This is a genomic window from Terriglobales bacterium, from assembly GCA_035561515.1.
Classification (GTDB): domain Bacteria; phylum Acidobacteriota; class Terriglobia; order Terriglobales; family Acidobacteriaceae; genus DATMXP01.
Genome location: DATMXP010000039.1, coordinates 31,380 through 51,169 on the forward strand (window position 1 = coordinate 31,380; position 19,790 = coordinate 51,169).

Sequence of the window (19,790 nt, forward strand, 5' to 3'; positions counted from 1 at the left end):
GGCCGGTTATTCCGAGCCTGGGTCTTCGTGTTTCTGGCGCAGGTGCTCGGCGCGAATATCGTCTGCGGTAAAGATACACACAAAAGGCGCAGGGGCAGCAGCTCTCTCGACCGCTGCGCGACCCTTTGCTTCCTCGCGTTCCACCAAGCAGATCACGCCCACGACCTCGAAGCCGAACTCGCGAGCGGCTTCAATGGCCTGGATGGTGGATGAGCCGGTGGTGCAAACATCATCCACGATTACGACCTTGGCTCCTTTTCTGCGGAACCCTTCGATACGTTGACCGGTTCCATGGGCTTTTTCGGCTTTGCGGACGAGGAAACCGTGGATCTGGTGGTAATCGGCCGGTCCGGGAGCGGTGTCGGGGCGCGGGCGTCGCGATTGACTCTGCTGCGCACTGAGCATGGCGGCAGAGACGACGATGGGATCGGCGCCCATGGTGAGTCCGCCGATTGCGTCCGGTTCCCATCCGTGCCGGAAAATTTCATCGAGGAAAACACGGCCGGTCAGGCGCGCACCCTCAGCGTGAAGCGTAGTGGTGCGGCAATCAATGTAATAGTCGCTTGTGCCGCCTGAAGAGAGCTTGAATTCGCCAAGACGAAAAGACTGCTTAGCTAAAAGAGAAAGCAGTTCCTGACGAGGGGTGAGTGCTGGCATAAGTCCTCTGCTCGAATAAAGTGATTGCAGTGTAACAGGTGGAGAAGTTAGCGCATGTTCTCCAAGTTTCGGAAACCGCTGGTGGCGATGAAAAGCGCCGTGAACAGGCCGAAGTTATAGCCCACATGGACCAGGAAACTGGATGCGACGGAGCGAGTTCGCACGCGAGTAATGGTAAGGGCAAGGGCGACGGTGAACAGCAGCAGAAGTGGCGCCCAGGCGCGTGCGAGTTGAGACGCATGCACGCTGGTAAACAGCAACGAAGTGACGATAACGGACGCGACTATACCGACTCGGCGGGCGAGGGCAGGATAAAGAAGTCCGCGGAAGAACAGTTCTTCCATGAGAGGTGCGACGGTAACTCCGAAAATGGCGAGGAGGTAGACGCCGAGAGTGTCGCTGAACATTTCTTCAATCGGGAGTTGCTTCGGGATGGGCAGCAGAACAGAAAGAAGCTGGATTGAGATTGACAGTGCCAAGCCAAGGGCCAGCGGCAAGTACCACTTATCCGGCCAGAACCAGCCAATACCTTTCCAGAAACGTAGTCCGCGAACACGCACTAGAGCGACCATGCAAAGCAGAACCAGGACGTAGCCCGCGACCTGGGCGGGAATGATGACCTTGGCGCTCTTCAGTAGTAGTTCGGCCGAAACGCCGGGGCTGTAATGCCTGGCAACGCCCACGGCCATGAAGAGCAGGATACCGAGTACAGCCAAGGTGACAGCGCCCAGAATGGCGACATCCCAAAGAGTCCAGGGAGGATTCTCGCTGCTAGGCGGAACCGGCTCGGGCGGGCTCGGGGGTATCTCAGGCAGATTCGGGGGCGTTGTCATCCTTAGCAATATACCGAAATGCAGGGCGTTTCATCAGTGTTTAACAAAGCGGATTCAGGACAGCGGCGGATGCCGTGCTTGGGCTACCAGTTATCTTCAGCCGTGGTCTGCTCTGGTTTAATCTACGGATGAGGGCTTTATGAAGAAGCTACGTTGGATGATGGCAGTTGCCGTTTCGCTTTCGCTGTGCGGATTAGTGGTGGCACAGGCATCTGCCCCCTCGGGCGACGACTCGAGCAAGCAGGAAGATTCCAAGGATAAGAAGAAGAAAGACAAGAAAAAGGGGGCTTCCCAGGACGAACTCGATTCGGAAGTTTTTTCCGACGCCGTCGCACGTAATGTAATGGAAGATCTACGCGAAGGCCTCGAAGGGCACAGCCAGCGCCGGATGCTTTCCGCTTTCGATGGTGACAAGTTCGACGGCTTCCTCAGCTTCGAAGACCAGATTCAAGCCATGTTCGACAAGTACGACTCCTTCCGCGTTCACTTTCGTATTGTGCAGACGACGGTTGAAGGACCGAAGGGCGTGATCCTGGTCGACTTCAGCATGGAAGAGATCCCGCGCGGAACGGAATCGATGCCCCAACGGAAGAACTCACAGATACGGTTCGAGCTCGAGCGCGGCCGAAAGGGTTGGAAGATCGTTGACATGAACCCGAGAGGGTTTTTCTCGTAACTGACCACGAAGTTTACAGCGGAGGTCAAGGCCTCCGCTTTTATCATGTAGGCATGAACCGCTCTTACCCTGAGCGCCCGATCGTGGGCGTTGGTGCTGTCATCATCCATGATGGCCGCGCGCTTATCGTGCAGCGTGCGTACGAGCCCCGCAAAGGTGAATGGACTGTGCCGGGTGGCGTGCTTGAAGTTGGCGAGACCCTGCGTGCTGGGGTGGAAAGGGAAGTGCTCGAAGAAACCGGACTCATGGTGAAGGCCGGAGAAGTGGTGGATGTTTTCGAGAATATCTGGCCGGATTCTCACGGGAAAACCGAGTTTCACTTCGTACTGGTGGACTTTCACTGCGAGGTCATTTCGGGTGAACTCCATGCGGCGACTGATGTTGCCGATGCGCGCTGGGTTACGCCGAAAGAGCTTCCTTCCCTGGAACTCATAGGCAAAACGGCCGAAGCGATCCGGAAGGGATTTGAGAAGAAGGGGATAGCCTGCAAATAACAACGCCCCAGAATCCGTAGCGGTAGGATTCCGGGGCGTCCGGTAGCTCGTTGAAATTGGCCTGAGGCGGTCTCCCTTACGGGGTCTCAGACACTGGGCTTTTCGGCTTACAGCAACTGCTGCCGCCACTGAACTCAAACCGAAAGCCGAGCGGAGGAGTTAAGGCGAGACGCCTTAGACCTCAAGCACCTCACTGTGGCTAATGTAACTATGACTATCAGAACTCATAGATTGTCTGGACCACCTCCTCTCTCAGTGTAGTTACAGATTAGTACACAGTGTTTTGGGCTGTCAAAGCCAGCTCTGGAATTTTTAGAGTGCCTTTCTTGAGACGGGAGGTAACTTCCATGTCACTTGATTTCGCAGCTATATCTTCCAGCGATACATCCCGTCGTTCGGCAGTCCAACGTGCTGGAGCACGCGGTAAGCGAACTGGCGCGCGATTTCCTCGATCGAGTCGGGACGATTATAGAGTGCAGGTATGAGAGGGAAGATGGTTGCTCCTGCATCCGCGGCACGGTACATGTTGCGAATGTGAATCTTGTTCAACGGTGTTTCGCGGACGCAGAGTACCAGGCGACGTGTTTCTTTCAGGCACACATCGGCCGCGCGTTCGATCAGGCGCTCAGCGATTCCGTTCGCGATGCGAGCCAGGGTTCCCATGCTGCAAGGGATGACGATCATTCCGTCGGTTGGATACGAACCACTCGCCACGTTGGCACCGATGTCATCGTTGCTCTGCTGAACAACCTTCGAAGACTTCGTCCCAAGTACCTGCTCCACGAGATTACTACGGCCTTTGAGGTCGAGTTCCTCGGCCATGACGCGCAGAGCACTGTCGGAGGCGATCAGGTTCACACAGCCGACCCGGGGGTCGGTATCGAGGATCCGTAGCAGTTGCTGGAGGAATATGGAGCCACTGGCGCCGGTTGTGGCGACGGTCAAATTCAGTGTGTCTCCATGCCAATGTACTTGCATCTAATCTCCTAAAGAATCCCTCCGAAGTTCCTCCGGACGGGTGAGGATAGGAACAGCAGTTCGCCCAAGTCAAGTGTCTTGCGTGCGCAGCTGCCTGGGGACATGGCTACGAATCCACTACTACGCTTCCGCCGCAGCGCTGCACAACTGCATGCGCTCGCCGAAGTGGAGCGTACGATTCGAGCTACCGATAGCAAGTGCCGGCGCAAGTACCTGCGCGACTTCAATGATGCGTTCCAGACCTACCGCCGCGTACTCGCTACGAGCGACATCGATCAAATGCTCTCCTCGGCGGAAACGATCCTGGTTGGAGACTACCACGCGTTGCCCGCCTCGCAACGTTTCACCGCGCAACTGGTTGAGAAACTTGTCACGACAGGAAAAGAAGTGGTGCTTGGGGTGGAGGCGATTGTCGCCAGCGATCAGCACATTCTGGATGAGTGGCAACGTCGAGAAATCGATAGTGATGAGCTGCGCAGCCGAATCCGTTTCGAGACCGATTGGGGATACGATTGGCAGCCGTTCCGCGAATTGATGGAACGGGCCCGTGCCGCCGGCGTGAAGGTGTTTGGGCTCGACTGTACGCCGAGACAAGACATGCGCAGCATCCGTGCCCGCGACCGGCACGCTGCCGCCAAGATTTCTGAAATTCGGAAGACGCATCCGAACGCGGTCACCGTGGTTCTGTTCGGCGAATCGCACCTAGCGCCGAATCACCTGCCAAAGCTTATCCGAGAACTGCGGCCGCGCGATCAGATGCTCACGGTGCTGCAAAACGTGGACGCACTCTATTGGCTTTCGGCAGGCGAGCCACAGGATCTGGTCGAAGCCGTGGAAGTAAATCACGGCGTGGTGTGCGTTTTTTCAGCCACTCCGCTTGAAAAATACGAGCATTACCGGCTCTGCATCGAGCGATGGAAACTGGAACGCGCGGGAAAGCTAGATCTGGCCCCAAGTTTCTATAACCTCATCGGAACTCTCTTTCGGTTCCTGAACTTGAACCTGTACGCCGCTCGTGGAGACCGTGCGCCTTCGTTCCTCGTGGATGAGTTGCCGGAGGTCTGGTGCGTCAAGGGAGAAGAACAACTCGAGCGCCTGTTATATCGCCGCATGAGCACCAGAGTGCAGGAAGTGACCACCGCCATCCGTGAACTGGGCAGCTACTACGTACCTGAACGTAACGTGATCGTGGCGCACGAGTTCCGCATGCCATGGGCCGCCGAGCAGGCTTCACGGTTCGTATTCAGCGCATGTCGAGGCGGAATTCCCAAGCTGACTGGAGAGGAAGACCGCTTTTATGCCGGAGTAATCGAGGTCGCGCTTGGCTACTTCGGATCGAAGGTCCTGTGCCCGAGCCGAAAGCTTTACACCGAGGCGAGCGTCTATTCCGAATACCTGAAGTCGGATGCCGAAACCGAACAGGCTGGGCTTTCCCGGCAAGCGTTCCACTCGCTTCTCGATTGGGTCCTGGTCCACAAACACTATGAGAAGAACCGTGCTGAGTTCCGCAGAGTCGCCAAAACAATGAGCGCGCAGGAGCGGTGGGGTGAATCGCACCGTGCAGCTGCAGCCACAATGCTGGGCCAACTGCTGGGCAGCGAATTGTATATGGCCTATCTTCGCGGAACTGTCGGCAAGCGGTTGTTGCGCAAAGTGTATTTCAAGGACCTATCAAAACCAGGTTCGGCAAAGTCGCTGTATCTTCAAACCACCGAGCGACTTGTGCCCACACGAGCAAGCCGACAGCAGCAGATGGTAAGCTGATTCGGGCTCGTGCTTCATGAATGCCGATCAACTTAAGAAGCTGTTCCAGAAAGTAAAACAAGGCAAGCTCTCGCCGGACGAGGCGGTGCAGCAGCTCCAGCACATGCCATTCGAAGACCTCGGCTTTGCCAAGGTAGATCACCACCGTAGCGTCCGGGTGGGCATGCCGGAGGTGATCTTTTCCCAGGGCAAAACAGCCTCACAGGTGGCAAACATTTTCGAGCGCCTTTCCGCCCGCAGCCACAATGTTCTTGCGACGCGCGCCACGATCGAGCAATTCGAGGAGGTGCGTAAGAAGGTTAGCAAGGCCGAGTATCACGCCCTGGCCCGCTGCATCACGTTGAAACAGGATCGCAAAAAGTACGGCAAGGGCAGGGTAGCCGTGATTTCCGCCGGCACCAGCGACATCCCGGTCGCCGAGGAAGCAGTGGTGACTGCGGAAATCATGGGGAACGATGTCGATCATCTTTACGACGTCGGCGTGGCGGGGATCCACCGCCTGCTTGCGAGTCGCGATGTCTTCAGCAAGGCGCGAGTAGTGATTGTGTGTGCGGGCATGGAAGGCGCATTACCAAGCGTGGTGGGCGGTTTGGTCGGGGTGCCAGTAATCGCGGTGCCCACCAGTATTGGTTATGGAGCGTCATTCCAAGGGCTTGCAGCTCTATTGGGAATGTTGAACTCCTGTGCGTCGAACGTGAGCGTGGTAAACATCGATAACGGGTTTGGCGCGGGTTTTGTCGCTTCGATGATCAACCGGCAATGAAAAGGCGCAGCGAGCCGCTGCGCCTGAAAGCCGGATGGCCTTCTATTATTCAGCAGAGATTTTCCAACCGTTGTCGCCCTTCACCATTACGACGGTTTCCTTCTTATTGTCGCCCTTGTAGAAGTCGGCTCCGTATTTTTCAATCAGTTTGCTGCGATCCCAGGTGGTAAAGGCCTTAACAGTCGGGCTGGAGGCGTCGAACAAGTTGCCAACGTCCGTGGTCTTCCAATTCCACTCGTACTCCACCTTGGCCGAACTCGGGCCATGCATGGTGATGGAGTTGACCTTCACCAGTTCGCGGGTCGCCAGAGGAATCTCGTAAGAAGTCGTCTTGTCCGGATTCTCCCATTTCTTGAAACCAGGGACAGAGGCGAATTCCTTGTCGCCAGCGGGGGTGACGCTGACGTTGATTGAGTTCCACGCAAGATCTTTTACCTCGAGGTAGCCGGCTTTTGCGAGCAGTTTGTAATGAGGGTCTTTGGCCTGCTCGTCCATGTCCGATACGACTTTTCCGACGTGGAAATGAATGCTGGTGCCTTTCGACTTCAGCATTGTGCTGATAACGGAGGTCGCTTCATCCTGCGACAGTCCCTTTTTCATCTGGAAAACGTAATAGCCGATGCCGCCCAGCACCGACCCAACGAGGAGAACAACCAGCAGAAGAGGTCCCCAAGATGACCTCTTTTCCATTTCCACTTCTTGCTCAAAAAGTTCCGACATTGAAGCCCCCGTCTAGAGATCAGGATGCGATTCCAACAGCTCCATCCTATGCAGGGTGCAAAACAACGTCGTTGTCATCCGTCACATCGCAGCGTGATGGATTGGCAAAACAGGCCTATCTACCCCGCTTTTTCGAGGGTTTGCCGGAGCGAGTGCGAACCGGTTTCCGGAGAACCTCTTTGCCGAAGACACGGACGAAAATCTTGTCGACGTTCTTGAGCTGGCGGCTCTGATCAAAAGCGTACTCCAGGTCCGCTGCGGACACACGTCCCGCAATTTCGGGGTCGCTAAGCACGAGTTCCCTGAAGTTCAGCCCTTCCTTCCATGCCCGCATGGCATTGCGCTGGACGATGCGGTAAGCGTCTTCGCGTAGGACCCCGTTCTCGACCAGATCCAGCAGCAACTGGCCGCTGAATACCAGTCCGCCAGTGCTGTCGAGGTTGGCTTGCATGCGCTCCGGGTATACCAACAGGCGGTCGATCAGGTCGGTGGTTTTCACCAGCAGGTAATCAAGCAGGATGGTCGAGTCGGGGAGAATGATGCGTTCGACCGATGAGTGCGAAATGTCGCGTTCGTGCCACAGCGCAACGTTCTCAAAGGCTGCTTGTGCATTGGCACGGATTACCCGAGCCAGTCCGCTGATCTGCTCGCAAGTGATTGGGTTCCGCTTGTGCGGCATGGCGGACGAACCCTTTTGTTTTTCGCTGAAAAACTCTTCGGCTTCGCGTACCTCGGTGCGCTGCAAGTGACGAACTTCAGTGGCGATCCGGTCAAGCGTGCAGGCGATCACGGCGAGCACCGCGACGTAGTTCGCGTGGCGGTCGCGTTGGATCACCTGCGAGGTGATGGGAGCGACCTCCAAGCCAAGCCGGCGGCAAATCTTTACTTCGAGGTCAGGATCCAGGTGCGCACCGTTGCCCACGGCCCCCGAGAACTTGCCGACGCGCATTTCTTCCGATGCACGCTCGAACCGGGCGATGTCGCGCGTGACCTCATCGTAGAAATTGGCGAGTTTCAACCCGAAGGTAATCGGCTCGGCGTGCACACCGTGCGTGCGGCCGATCTGGGGGGTGTGCCGAAACTCCAATGCGCGACGGCGCAACACTGCTTCCAATTCCTCGAGGTCCTTGCGGATGATGGCCGATGCATCCTTTACGAGCAGGGCTTGGGCCGTGTCGACGACGTCGTTCGAGGTGAGTCCGTAGTGCAACCAGCGCGATTCGGGGCCGATTTTTTCGGCAACGGCTGTGGTGAAAGCGATCACATCGTGCTTCACTTCTGCTTCGATCTGGTGGATGCGGTCCAACTCGAAATCGGCACGGCGCCGGATCATGGCGGCGGCATGTTTTGGCACGAGTCCGGCTTCCGACAGAGTTGCCGTTGCAGCAAGTTCGACCTCAAGCCATTTCCGGAACCTGGATTCATCACTCCAAATGCGGCCCATCTCGGGACGGGTATAGCGGGCAATCACTCAGTTATCTCCTCGGGCTCCCCCTGTCGCGCACAACACAGGAGTGAGAACTGAACATTCTAAATGTGAGCGAGTTTGCGGCAAACCTGGATTTGTCTCATTGACTTGAGGGCAGCCGGACGCTAGCCTTTTCGACCAGAACGTACCTTACAGGCTGGAGGAGTCGGGCAAGCGTGTTTTTGGGGATGCGCCTGCCTGAGTGCAATTCCTGTGGGCCTGATTTCTATCGTAATACGATATAATGTGGGTGGATCGAATGGCCGTCTCAAAGGAAGAGATCAGTTTGCAGGACATTCAGGCTCTGGCGGAGTTCCGTTACAACATCCGGCGTTTTCTTCGGAAAAGCGAGGAGATACTGCGGGAACATGACTTAAAGCCACAGCAGTATCTGCTGATGCTTTCAGTGAAAGGGCTTCCCGCAGGTGTTCCGACCACCATCACGCACATCGCCGAACGGTTGCAGATTCACCATCACAGCACGGTGGAACTGGTGGATCGGCTGGAGGTGCGTGGGCTGGTAAAGCGGACCCGCGGCGGAGAAGATCGCCGGCAGGTGCTGCTCGAACTGACGCCCAAAGGGGAAAAGCTGCTGCGCGCCATGGCCTTGCTGCACCGGGACGAATTGCGCAGTAAGGGGCCCGCGCTGGTGGGTGCGCTGAAAAAGGTACTGGCCTCCCAGAAATAGCGGAGCAACGAGCGACTTCCATTCGATCCGGATAGGAAGACTGCTCAATTGAATTCGAAGGATACCTCCGTCTCACAAGCGCCCAGCCGTATTCCGCCATCCGATACCGTCAACTTTCGGATGTTGATGGTCAGCTGCCTGTCCGCCGTAATCGGACTCGCCGCTGGAGTGATCGCTTACCTTCTTTACAACCTCATCGGGCTGCTGACGAACCTGGCGTTCTTCCAGGAGTGGTCATTCGTGTTCCGCAGTCCGCAGTTGCATAGGCTCGGTTCGTGGGTGATTGTAGTTCCGGTGGTTGGCGCGATCATCGTGGGCTTCATGGCGAAGTACGGCTCGTCGAAAATACGCGGCCATGGGATCCCGGAAGCGATGGAGGCTGTGCTCACGGGGCGAAGCCGTATCCAGCCCCGTGTGGCGGTTCTGAAGCCGATCTCTGCGGCGATCGCGATCGGGACGGGTGGTCCGTTCGGTGCGGAAGGCCCGATTATCCAGACCGGCGGAGCGGTCGGATCATTGCTGGGTCAGATTCTGCACACGACCGCGGCGGAGCGAAAAGTCCTGCTTGCCTGCGGCGCCGCGGCAGGCATGGCCGCAACATTCAGCACGCCGATCGCTGCCGTGATTCTTGCCATCGAACTGCTGCTCTTTGAGTTTCGTTCGCGGTCATTTATCCCGCTGGTGATTGCCTCTACTCTCGCGACCAGTGTGCACCTGTTGCTCATGGGAGGAGGACCGATGTTTCAGGTCGGTCCTGTGGATTTCGGCGTTCCCGGATCGTTGCCATGGTATGTCCTGCTTGGGGTGGTTTGCGGGTTTGCCGCGGTCGGTTTTACGAAAGTGCTGTATTGGGTTGAAGACAGCTTTGAACGGCTGCCGGTTGATCCATTGTGGTGGCCCGCGATCGGAGCATTGGGACTGGGCATTATCGGCTACTTCGTGCCGCGGGTACTCGGCGTTGGATATGACACTATCTCCGACATCCTGACATCGAAACTCGCGCTTGAGACGTTGCTCATTGTGCTTGTCTTCAAGTCTCTGGCGCTGGTCATCAGTATCGGTTCAGGTACTTCGGGCGGGCTGCTGGCACCCATGTTCATGGCGAGTGCCGCGATGGGATCGGCATTCGCACTGATTACGAACCGTCTCATACCGGGAGTCCATCTTGCGCCGGGTGCATTCGCTCTGGTGGCCATGGGCGCGGTATTCGGTGCGGCATCGAGAGCGACATTCACGTTCATCATTTTTGCCTTCGAATTGACGCGAGACTACAACTCTGTGCTCCCGTTAATGCTGGTATGCGTCATCGCGGACGGGATTGGAATGATGTTCATGAAGACGAGCATCATGACGGAAAAGCTTGCGCGCCGGGGACTCCGCATCAACCAGGATTACGAGGCCGACGTCCTGCTGGAAGTGAGCGTGGCGGAAGTGATGGATACGAACCCGCCATCTGTGCGTGCTGACATGATGGTTCGCGATCTGGCGGACCGGATCTCCAACCGCGACCCGGAATTCCTTCGCCACCAGGGCTTCCTGATTGTGAACGAAGACGGGAAATTGGCCGGCATTATCACGCGTGGCGACCTCCTGCGGAACTTCGAGGAAGAAATGTCAGGAGAAGGTACCGTTTTGCAGGCGGGCAGGACGGAACTGGTTGTGGCATATCCGGACGAATCGCTACACGACGCGGCGGTGAAGATGTTGGGGAACGACATCGGACGATTGCCGGTGGTCAAGCGCGAAGACCCGAGAGTGCCGGTTGGATATCTCGGCAGAGCCGGGATCCTCTCCGCGCGACTGAAACGCATGCACGAAGAAGCGGTTCGAGAGCCGGGATGGCTGAAGGGATGGAAGCGGCCGGTGCCCCAGAAATCGGCATAGATGCGACTAATCGTCGCCGCTGATGGTTAGCTGTGGCGAAGTCGCATTGGCCGCCGGGAGTTCCTGATCCTTGTACTGCAACTGATACAGCTTGTAGTAAATGCCGCGCTGCGCGAGCAGTTGCTGGTGCGAGCCCATCTCGCGGACCCGGCCCTTGTGCATCACGATGATCTTGTCGGCGCGCTGGATCGTAGAAAGGCGGTGCGCAATGACCACGGACGTGCGCCCTTCCACGAGTTTCGTCAGAGCTTCGCGAACTCGCATTTCCGTTTCGGTGTCCACACTGGAAGTCGCTTCGTCGAGGATGAGAATCCTGGGATTGTGAGCCAATGCCCGGGCAAACGAAATGAGCTGTTTTTGCCCAGTCGAAAGCGTGGTGCCGCGCTCGTTCACCGGTTCCTTGTAACCGTTCGGCAGGGAGCGAATGAACTCGGCAATGTTGACCTCTTCCGCGGCATCCTGGAGCATCTGGTCGGAGATCCAGTCGGAGCCGAGACGGATGTTCTGCTCTATCGTCCCGGTGAAGAGGAACGGGTCCTGTAAAACGACTGAGATGCGGCGGCGCAGGTCGCTCAACTCCATTTTTCGGATGTCCACTCCATCCAGACGGATCGCTCCCTTTTGCACGTCGTAGAAGCGCATAAGCAGGGAGATGATGGTCGTCTTACCCGCACCGGTATGGCCGACGATGGCCACATTCTCTCCCGGTTCGACGGTGAACGACACGTCGCGCAGAATCCAGTCGGGATCGCCAGGTTTGCCATCGGTAATCGGAACCGGCTTATCGCCGTTCTTTTTTGCTTCGTCTTCAGCCGGGATGGTCCGATAGGCGAACCAGACGTGGTCGAACTCGATCCGACCCGGCCCCTCTACTTTCTGCGGGTGTTCCGGAGAAGTGACTTCGGCAGGGGTATCGAGGAGCTTGAAAATGCGCTCGCTGGACGCCATGGCCGATTGCAGGATGTTGTATTTTTCGCTCAGGTCTTGAATAGGCCGGAAGAATCGCTGCGCATACTGGATGAACGCGACCAATACCCCAAGGGTGGTGGCTTCGCGGAGAACCTGATGCCCGCCGAAGAAGATGACGAACGCGATTGCGACTGACGAAAGAATTTCGACGATAGGGTAGTAAACCGCGTAAGCCATGATGGCGTCCTTGAACGCCAGCATGTGGGCCCTATTGATGTCCTCGAACTTGTTGTAAGCCTTCTGCTCGCGGTTGAAGAGCTGAAGCACCATCATGCCGCTGACGTGTTCCTGCAGGTACGAGTTGATCCGAGCAATGGCAATGCGGATCCGGCGATAGCTTTCACGAACGCTACGCCGGAAAATGCGCGTGGCGAACATGATGAGGGGAAGCACGGCGAACGTGAGCAGCGCCAGCTTCCAGTCCATCTGAAGCATGATCAGCAGGATGCCGATCAGCACAAAGATGTCCTCGAAAATGGAGACCACGCCGGCAGTGAACATTTCGTTCAGCGCATCCACGTCAGTGGTCACGCGGGTGACAAGCCTGCCCACGGGATTCTTGTCGAAGAAGCCTACGTGCATCTCCTGAAGGTGGCGGAAGATCTGCGAGCGCAGATCGAACATCACCTTCTGACCGGTCCACTGCATGAAGTAGGTCTGAAGGAATTCGAGGAAGAAGCTGAGCCCGAGCAGTCCGACATACATCGCGCCGATCTGGGCAATGCCCGTCAGGGGAGAAGAGCTGAGCCAGGGATCAAGAACAGAATGGCTACCGGGTACCTTGACGAGATACTTATCTACCGCGGTTTTGGTGAGATACGGACCGACCACGTCGGCGGCGGCTTTCAGGATAATCGCGCCAAGCGCGGTAAGAACCTGCCAGCGGTATGGCCGCAAGTATCCGAGCAACCGCTTCATCAAGCGGCTGTCATATGCTTTTCCTAGTACTTCCTCTTCTGCGGCCATTGCGAACTATTTTAGATGGTGGGCGGGTGCTCAAGGGCGCAGGAATTTAACTCAACTGACTTTGCGAAGGACTAATGCGGAGTTTTTCGATCCGAAGGCAATGCAGTTGCAGACGGCATGTTCGACCTTCGCTCGCCGGCCCGATTCCGGGATGTAGTCGAGATCGCATTCCGGATCGGGCAAATCGAGGTTGATCGTGGGCGGAAGTTGGCTGCACTCCATCGCAATGAGGGTAGCGGCCACTCCAGCGGCTCCGCACGCACCCTGAGGATGTCCGATCTGGGATTTCAATGACGACATGGGGATCTTGTAGGCGCGGGTGCCGAAGGCAATCTTCATTGCCTGAGTTTCGATGCGGTCGTTCAGAACCGTCGAGGTACCGTGCAGGTTGACGTACTGGATATCGCTTGAGGTTATTCCTGCTTCCCCTAAAGCCAATTGAATCGCGCGAGCGGGCTCCTCGGGACTCTCGAGGCGAACACGGTGGAAAGCCTCGCATGTCGAACCGTGACCGGCGACCTCCGCGTAGATTTTCGCCTCCCGAGCTCGGGCGTGTTCCAGTTCCTCGAGCACAAACATCCATGAGCCTTCGGCAAGCACGAAGCCATCGCGATTCGCCGTAAATGGGCGCGAGCCACGTTCTGGCGCGTGGTTCCAGGAACTGGTCATGATTCGCATAAGGCAAAAGCCCTTCACGATGCCCAACGCTATTGGTGTATCCACGCCGCCGGTCACGATCATGGGCAAGACTCCTGCCTGGATCTGGCGATAGGCGTATCCGATGGCGTCCGTAGAAGACGTGCAGCCGCTGGTCACTACTTGCGACATGCCGCGGAATCCAAAGCGCATGCTAATTTCGCTCGACATCGTCCCCATCGTGCCGCTCGGGATGGCGTAGAGGCTCGCCTGCCGTTCCTTGCCGGTCAGCCAGCTGATGTATTGGGCTTCGGAAAAGTCCTGCGCACCGCCGCCTGTACCGAGGACGACACCGACCTGCCGCTTGTCGTCGATCGACATGGAGTCGGGATTCAGGCCGGAATCGGCGAGCGCTTCGGCGGTGGCACAGATCGCCATCGGGACCGAGCGCGACACATGCTTGCGCTCAAAGGGGTCGTACCAGGCTTCCTCATTGAAATCCGGTACTTCGCCGGCAATCTGTACGGCGAGTTCGCTGGGATCGAACCGGGAAATACGCCGCACCCCACTGTTGCCCGCGAGCACGGCTTCGGTAAAGGCCTGGTTTCCGATGCCGTTGGGGGAAACAACCCCCATGCCGGTGATGACGACGCGCTTCATGAAGAGTTCGTCAGTCTATCAGTTCATCAGTCTGTCAGTAAGCTCTGGAGGGGTTGGCATTCGTTTGTAAGCGGCTTTGCCAGAACTGATGAACCGACATACCGAAAAACTGAGATACTTTGGATGTGCCCCTCGGCATCTACATCTCGATCCCGTTCTGCAAGACGAAATGCTCATACTGCAACTTCGCCTCGGGCGTCTTCTCCAAGCAGGTCTTCAGACGCTACGTGGATCGAATCGTTGCGGATATTTCCGCTTCCGAGAGACTAGCCGCTCAGGTCGGCGGTGAATGGGAGCGCGAGGCTGACTCCATCTATCTGGGCGGGGGTACGCCCACCCTGCTCGAACCCGAACAGTTGAAGCGCATCTTCGAGGCAGTCCGAAACACTTTCACGGTAGAGCCGAATGCGGAAGTCACTGTCGAATGCGCCCCCGGCACGCTGACGCATGAAGTCATCGAAACCCTGCTCGATTGCGGCGTTAACCGGGTCAGCCTGGGTGTGCAGTCGTTCATCGATAAAGAAGCGTCCAGCGTCGCGCGTCTGCACACCCGACAGGTGACACTGGAAGAGATCGAGCGGCTTCGGTCAGCGGGGATCACAAATATCAGTATCGACCTGATAGCTGGCCTTCCGCACCAAACACGCGAAAGCTGGGAGCAGTCCTTATCGCAGACCATAGGGACAGGCGTGCCCCACGCGAGCGTATACATGCTCGAGGTTGATGAAGATTCGCGCTTGGGAAGAGAACTGATCGCCGGAGGCACTCGCTACCATGCCCATCACGTTCCCGATGATGACTTGACCGCCGATTTATACGAACGCGCAGTTGAGAGCCTGAACGGTGCCGGGGTGTGCCAATACGAAATTTCTAACTTCGCCCGAGACGTCTGGCAATCGAAGCACAACCTAAAATACTGGACCCGTCAGCCGTATTTCGGCTTTGGAGTCGACGCTCATTCCATGCTTCCAGCCCCGACCGGGACGGGCCTCGACGCCGTGCGATTCGCAACCAGCGACAACCTGGAGCAGTACGTATCCGGCGCAACCGTGGAGACTACCCCCATCAGCCTTGATGCGGCCATCGAAGAGGCTTTCTTTCTGGGCATGCGCACGGTTAGGGGGGTGGAATTGGAGGAACTTGCAGAGCGTTACGGCACAGCCGCCAACATCGCGTTTCGGGAGGAACTGGCGGAAATGGCTGAGGTTGGCCTGATTGAAGTTGAGGATGGCTACGTGAGGCTGACGGCACGGGGCCGACTGGTGTCCAACGAGGTTTTCTCCCGATTAATCGGAACTTCCGTCCAAAAATAGAGAAACCGGTCGGCGAACCGACCGGCTTCCGGAAAACGGAGCTAAGCTCCAGCCTTCTGCACTTCCATGTTGCTGACAAAGATGGCCTTGCCCTGGGGCGTTTGCTGGACCATTCCAGTGACCTTTACCTGCTTGCCCATCTGGGCGGCAAAGGCATCTCGGATGTTGGTCTGCCCGTCACGCCGCGGATGATGTTCTTCCGGGATGACGAGGTAAAGCTCCTTCGACGAGGTCAGGATGCCAATGGGCTGTCCGTTGCGTACGCATTTGGCGCCGCAATCCATGTGCTTTTCGCCGGTCTTACCAAGCTGCATGTAGCAGGAGACGTCTACCACTTCTCCCTGGATGGTCTCGGCTTTTCCTTTGTTCAGCCATTCCTTTTGGGCGTCGTTCGTGGCGGATTCCTGGGTGGTGGCAGTCCATTTCGAGGAGTCCTTGGAACCAAACTCTTTTGCGACCTGCGCCAGCAGGACGCCGGCAAAGACGAGAACTACGAGCCAAATGACACGTGCGGATTTCATGCTCACCCCTTCTTGCCGGAAATTATACCTGTTCGACTCCCGCGCCGTTCGCCCCGCAAGGTCATCTAATACCTGAGTAGCGTGATAGCCTATATGGAGGACTACTGTGCCCTGAACTGCCCTGTAGCAAGGGCAAACGGTTGAAGACCAGTTCCGCTGATCCGCACAAGGAAAAAACAGCTTGATCAACACCCTTTTAGGTAAGGTTTTCGGTACCAAGAACGAGCGGGAAATCAAGAAGATGATGCCCGTGGTCCAGCAGATCAACGCGCTGGAACCGGAGATGCAGAAGCTTTCTGACGACGAGTTGCGTGCCAAGACAGAAGAGTTTCGCCAGCGCATCGTCGAGCGTACCAAGCACATGTCGCTCGAAACGCAAACTGCCACGGTCGACGAGGAAAACGGGGAAGTCAATGACCTTTCCCGCGCCAAGACGCTTGATGACGAAAAGCGCCGCATCGAGAACGAAGTTCTGAACGAGCTTTTGCCTGAGGCTTTCGCCGTCGTGCGCGAGGCCGGACGCCGCATCCTGAACATGCGTCACTTTGATGTGCAGTTGATCGGCGGCATGGTTCTGCACCAGGGCAAGATCTCCGAAATGAAAACCGGTGAAGGTAAGACCTTGGTGGCTACCCTCCCCGTGTACCTCAACGCACTGCCCGGACGTGGCGTCCACGTGGTCACGGTCAACGACTACCTGGCGAAGCGCGACTCCGAGTGGATGGGCAAGATCTATACCTTCCTCGGATTGACGGTCGGAGTTATCATCCACGATCTCGATGACGAAGAGCGCCGTGCCGCTTACGGGGCCGATGTTACGTACGGCACCAACAACGAGTTCGGATTCGACTATCTCCGCGACAACATGAAGTTCGACCTGCGCGACTGCGTGCAGCGCGGGCACAACTTCTCCATCGTGGACGAAGTTGACTCGATCTTGATCGACGAAGCCCGGACTCCGCTGATCATCAGCGGCGCCAGTGAGGAATCCACCGACAAGTACGCTCGCGTCAACAAGATCATTCCCCGGATGGAGAAGGGCGAGGAAATCCCCGTTCCACAGGGTGAGCCGAAGCAGTACACGGGCGACTTCGTCGTGGACGAGAAGCACAAGACGATCACGATCACGGAAGAAGGTTGGGCGAAAGTTGAGCAGATGCTCGGGATCGACAACATCGCCGATCCTGAGAACTGGGACCTGAAACACCACGTGGAGACCGGCGTCAAAGCCCATGCGCTGTATCGCCGCGATGTCGAGTACGTGGTGAAAGATGGTGAAGTCATCATCGTTGATGAGTTCACCGGTCGACTGATGCCGGGACGCCGCTGGTCCGACGGCCTGCACCAGGCGATCGAAGCGAAGGAAAACGTCAAGATCGAGCGCGAGAACCAGACGCTCGCCACCATCACCTTCCAGAACTACTTCCGCATGTACAAGAAACTGGCCGGCATGACCGGTACGGCGGAAACGGAAGCTCCGGAATTCGACAAGATCTACAAGTTGGAAGTAGTTGTCATCCCGACGAACCGCCCACTTTTGCGCGTTGAAAATCCAGACATCGTCTACCGGACGGAGAAGGAGAAGTATTTCGCGGTTTCCGACGAGATTGCGAAACTGCACGAAAAAGGGCAGCCGATCCTGGTCGGTACTACCTCGATCGAAAAGTCCGAGCGGCTCTCCGACATTCTGAAGCGCAAAGGCGTGAAGCACGTGGTGTTGAACGCCAAATACCACGAGAAGGAAGCTGAAATCGTTGCACAGGCCGGGCGTCTGGGCATGGTAACGATTGCCACCAACATGGCCGGCCGCGGCACGGACATCTTGCTTGGCGGCAACGCTGAATTCATGGCGAAGCAGGAACTGGTCAAGAAGGGCATCGCCACCGCCGTTCAACAGACGGGCGGCGAAATTGAGCACCGGCATCGCGAGGGAATTACGCTCTGGTACTACCAGGGTGCGGAGTTTGAGTGTCCGACCTCTGAGTGGGAGAGCACCTTCGCCCGTTACAAATCGGAGACGGACGCCGAGCACCAGCAGGTCGTGAGTGCCGGAGGCCTGCACATCCTCGGCACGGAGCGGCACGAAGCGCGGCGCATCGACAACCAGCTTCGCGGACGCGCCGGCCGCCAGGGCGACCCGGGTTCCTCCCGCTTCTACCTGTCTCTGGAAGATGACCTGATGAGGATCTTCGCCAAGGAGTGGGTCAGCAACCTGCTTCAACGGCTGGGGATGGAAGAAGGAATTCCGATCGAGTCCGGGTTGATCACGCGCCGTATTGAAGCAGCCCAGAAGGCGGTCGAAGCACAGAACTTCGAAGCCCGTAAACACCTGCTTGAGTATGACGACGTCATGAACAAGCAGCGCGAGGCGGTGTACAGCCTTCGTCATCAACTGCTTGAAGGGCTCGATCAGAAAGACCTCATCCTGGAAGACTACGTGGCTGACATCCTTGGCCAGCAGATGGACAAGTTCGCCGATAAGGACGTCCATCCCGAGGATTGGGATACCAAGGGCCTGAAGGATGCGATCTTCACCCGCTTTGGTGTGGACATCCTGGCTGAAGGCATAGATGCCACTCAACTCAGCCGTCAGGAACTTGGTGACCGCGTCTTCGAAAAGCTGAAGGAGCGCTACGAGGCCAAGGAGAGACTGATCGGTTCTGAAGCGATGCGCTATCACGAGCGCATGATCATGCTCAGCGTGCTCGACCAACTTTGGAAAGAGCACTTGTTGAACATGGATCATCTGAAGGAAGGCATCGGACTGCGCGGCTATGGGCAGCACGATCCGCTTGTAGAGTACAAGAAAGAATCCTTCAGCATGTTCGAAGACATGATGTCGCGCTTCGAAGAAGACACCACGCGATATCTGTACCTGATGCAGGTGATTGGTGCGGATCAGCAACAGGCGCAGCAGGCACCGCAACCTGTGGTTGAACATGGCCATGATGGCGACGGCCGCCGTCCGCGGCGTCACCAGACCAGCGTGGACGATCTGGAAGAAGAATTCCTTCGCAAGAAAAAGCGCGAGCTACAGCAGGCGCGCATGGCGGGTTCGGGTGATGCCGGACAGGTGCAGCAGGTGGTTCGTGCGGCCGCAAAGGTCGGACGCAACGATCCCTGCCCATGCGGATCAGGCAAGAAGTACAAAAAGTGTTGCGGTATAAACGCCTGATTTAAAAGGCAACTGAAGGCCCCAGTCGAAATTCGGCTGGGGCTTTCGTTTTGTGAGTCATTCGCCTTCTGACGGGGTTAGTACATGATGTGGAGGCGAGGATGGCAGCCCCCGTTTATTGTTCGTATAACAACATTTTATCGATCCACAAGCGGGGCGCCCTCATCGAAAAAGTATGGTAGCTCTTCGACTGGTTAGACTGATCGAATCTCATTCGGAACAACTGGCTGACAGCCTTGTTCAGAAGCTGCAAACATCGGAACGCACCACGGCGTACCGGGAGATACCCGTGTACGAGCTGCGCGAAGCCGTGCTCCAGGTCTATCAGAACCTGGGCGAGTGGCTGATGACGAAGACCGACAGCGACGTGGAAGTCCGTTACAAGGAGCTAGGGGCACGGCGCGCGGCAGAGGTCCCGTTGCACCAGTTTCTTGCCTCCATGCTGATGACCAAGGAACATCTCTGGGCTTATTTGCGGCGAGAGGCGATGTCGGACGGTGCGCTCGCCCTGTACGGTGAGTTGGAGTTTCTGCAGGCGCTGACGAACTTTTACGATCGGGCGATCTATTACGCCAGTGTTGGGTACAGCGAAGCCAGGCAGCGTCTGGCTCACACAGCCGCCTAG

Annotated in this window: 17 protein-coding genes; 9 read left to right on the forward strand and 8 right to left on the reverse strand. The window is 57.1% G+C overall.

All coding sequences use genetic code 11. The features are described from left to right. Positions 1-6: 6 nt before the first annotated feature. Positions 7-657, reverse strand: coding sequence for an orotate phosphoribosyltransferase (gene pyrE / locus VN577_16770; protein HWR16479.1), 651 nt, complete (start codon positions 655-657; stop codon positions 7-9). Between the two features lie 47 nt (positions 658-704). After that, entirely contained in the window at positions 705-1,490 is a 786-nt protein-coding gene (locus VN577_16775) for a CPBP family intramembrane glutamic endopeptidase (protein ID HWR16480.1), read from the reverse strand. 139 nt (positions 1,491-1,629) lie between these two features. Here VN577_16775 and VN577_16780 point away from each other — a divergent pair, with 139 nt between their 5' ends. Together VN577_16780 and VN577_16785 are read left to right on the forward strand one after the other, a co-directional pair. Next, positions 1,630-2,166 carry a hypothetical protein gene (locus VN577_16780; GenBank protein HWR16481.1) on the forward strand — a complete coding sequence of 179 codons (537 nt, stop codon included), beginning with the start codon at positions 1,630-1,632 and terminating at the stop codon, positions 2,164-2,166. A gap of 53 nt (positions 2,167-2,219) precedes the next feature. Further along, complete coding sequence (locus VN577_16785; GenBank protein ID HWR16482.1) at positions 2,220-2,660, forward strand: NUDIX hydrolase; 441 nt, start codon at positions 2,220-2,222, stop codon at positions 2,658-2,660. Between the two features lie 366 nt (positions 2,661-3,026). Here VN577_16785 and VN577_16790 read toward each other — a convergent pair whose 3' ends face one another. After that, a complete protein-coding gene (locus VN577_16790) occupies positions 3,027-3,638 on the reverse strand; it encodes a UbiX family flavin prenyltransferase (protein HWR16483.1) in 612 nt (203 codons plus the stop codon). Between the two features lie 102 nt (positions 3,639-3,740). Here VN577_16790 and VN577_16795 point away from each other — a divergent pair, with 102 nt between their 5' ends. Further along, complete coding sequence (locus VN577_16795) at positions 3,741-5,402, forward strand: ChaN family lipoprotein (protein ID HWR16484.1); 1,662 nt, start codon at positions 3,741-3,743, stop codon at positions 5,400-5,402. A gap of 16 nt (positions 5,403-5,418) precedes the next feature. Beyond that, the gene (gene larB, locus VN577_16800) at positions 5,419-6,165 is read left to right on the forward strand and encodes a nickel pincer cofactor biosynthesis protein LarB (protein HWR16485.1); all 747 of its coding nucleotides are present in this window, start codon (positions 5,419-5,421) and stop codon (positions 6,163-6,165) included. A 45-nt stretch (positions 6,166-6,210) separates the two neighbouring features. Here larB and VN577_16805 read toward each other — a convergent pair whose 3' ends face one another. Together VN577_16805 and purB are read right to left on the reverse strand one after the other, a co-directional pair. Next, a complete protein-coding gene (locus VN577_16805) occupies positions 6,211-6,885 on the reverse strand; it encodes a hypothetical protein (protein HWR16486.1) in 675 nt (224 codons plus the stop codon). A 115-nt stretch (positions 6,886-7,000) separates the two neighbouring features. Beyond that, positions 7,001-8,356: an adenylosuccinate lyase gene (gene purB / locus VN577_16810; protein ID HWR16487.1), complete on the reverse strand. Its 1,356-nt coding sequence runs from the start codon at positions 8,354-8,356 to the stop codon at positions 7,001-7,003. A 256-nt stretch (positions 8,357-8,612) separates the two neighbouring features. Between purB and VN577_16815 the strand changes: the two genes are divergently transcribed. Together VN577_16815 and VN577_16820 are read left to right on the forward strand one after the other, a co-directional pair. Further along, complete coding sequence (locus tag VN577_16815) at positions 8,613-9,041, forward strand: MarR family transcriptional regulator (GenBank protein HWR16488.1); 429 nt, start codon at positions 8,613-8,615, stop codon at positions 9,039-9,041. Positions 9,042-9,089: 48 nt separating this feature from the next. Further along, complete coding sequence (locus VN577_16820; protein HWR16489.1) at positions 9,090-10,925, forward strand: chloride channel protein; 1,836 nt, start codon at positions 9,090-9,092, stop codon at positions 10,923-10,925. 6 nt (positions 10,926-10,931) lie between these two features. Here VN577_16820 and VN577_16825 read toward each other — a convergent pair whose 3' ends face one another. Both VN577_16825 and VN577_16830 read right to left on the reverse strand, forming a co-directional pair. Beyond that, entirely contained in the window at positions 10,932-12,860 is a 1,929-nt protein-coding gene (locus VN577_16825) for an ABC transporter ATP-binding protein (GenBank protein ID HWR16490.1), read from the reverse strand. Positions 12,861-12,911: 51 nt separating this feature from the next. Next, entirely contained in the window at positions 12,912-14,156 is a 1,245-nt protein-coding gene (locus VN577_16830; GenBank protein ID HWR16491.1) for a beta-ketoacyl-[acyl-carrier-protein] synthase family protein, read from the reverse strand. A 125-nt stretch (positions 14,157-14,281) separates the two neighbouring features. Between VN577_16830 and hemW the strand changes: the two genes are divergently transcribed. Further along, on the forward strand, positions 14,282-15,469 hold the full coding sequence (hemW, locus tag VN577_16835) for a radical SAM family heme chaperone HemW (protein ID HWR16492.1): 1,188 nt from the start codon (positions 14,282-14,284) through the stop codon (positions 15,467-15,469). Between the two features lie 41 nt (positions 15,470-15,510). On the opposite strand, the gene VN577_16840 is transcribed toward hemW, so the two are convergent. After that, positions 15,511-15,990 carry a hypothetical protein gene (locus tag VN577_16840; GenBank protein ID HWR16493.1) on the reverse strand — a complete coding sequence of 160 codons (480 nt, stop codon included), beginning with the start codon at positions 15,988-15,990 and terminating at the stop codon, positions 15,511-15,513. A 181-nt stretch (positions 15,991-16,171) separates the two neighbouring features. Here VN577_16840 and secA point away from each other — a divergent pair, with 181 nt between their 5' ends. Then, entirely contained in the window at positions 16,172-19,165 is a 2,994-nt protein-coding gene (gene secA / locus VN577_16845; protein ID HWR16494.1) for a preprotein translocase subunit SecA, read from the forward strand. Positions 19,166-19,340: 175 nt separating this feature from the next. After that, entirely contained in the window at positions 19,341-19,790 is a 450-nt protein-coding gene (locus VN577_16850; protein HWR16495.1) for a hypothetical protein, read from the forward strand.

Bases quoted from the DNA above. Each gene is read 5' to 3' on its own strand.
- VN577_16780 (HWR16481.1), top strand. From the start codon at position 1,630: ATGAAGAAGCTACGTTGGATGATGGCAGTTGCCGTTTCGCTTTCGCTG.
- VN577_16840 (HWR16493.1), bottom strand. From the start codon at position 15,990: ATGAAATCCGCACGTGTCATTTGGCTCGTAGTTCTCGTCTTTGCCGGC.
- VN577_16850 (HWR16495.1), top strand. From the start codon at position 19,341: ATGGTAGCTCTTCGACTGGTTAGACTGATCGAATCTCATTCGGAACAA.
- pyrE (HWR16479.1), bottom strand. From the start codon at position 657: ATGCCAGCACTCACCCCTCGTCAGGAACTGCTTTCTCTTTTAGCTAAG.
- VN577_16795 (HWR16484.1), top strand. From the start codon at position 3,741: ATGGCTACGAATCCACTACTACGCTTCCGCCGCAGCGCTGCACAACTG.
- VN577_16805 (HWR16486.1), bottom strand. From the start codon at position 6,885: ATGTCGGAACTTTTTGAGCAAGAAGTGGAAATGGAAAAGAGGTCATCT.
- VN577_16790 (HWR16483.1), bottom strand. From the start codon at position 3,638: ATGCAAGTACATTGGCATGGAGACACACTGAATTTGACCGTCGCCACA.
- VN577_16785 (HWR16482.1), top strand. From the start codon at position 2,220: ATGAACCGCTCTTACCCTGAGCGCCCGATCGTGGGCGTTGGTGCTGTC.
- VN577_16775 (HWR16480.1), bottom strand. From the start codon at position 1,490: ATGACAACGCCCCCGAATCTGCCTGAGATACCCCCGAGCCCGCCCGAG.
- VN577_16815 (HWR16488.1), top strand. From the start codon at position 8,613: ATGGCCGTCTCAAAGGAAGAGATCAGTTTGCAGGACATTCAGGCTCTG.
- VN577_16830 (HWR16491.1), bottom strand. From the start codon at position 14,156: ATGAAGCGCGTCGTCATCACCGGCATGGGGGTTGTTTCCCCCAACGGC.
- VN577_16825 (HWR16490.1), bottom strand. From the start codon at position 12,860: ATGGCCGCAGAAGAGGAAGTACTAGGAAAAGCATATGACAGCCGCTTG.
- larB (HWR16485.1), top strand. From the start codon at position 5,419: ATGAATGCCGATCAACTTAAGAAGCTGTTCCAGAAAGTAAAACAAGGC.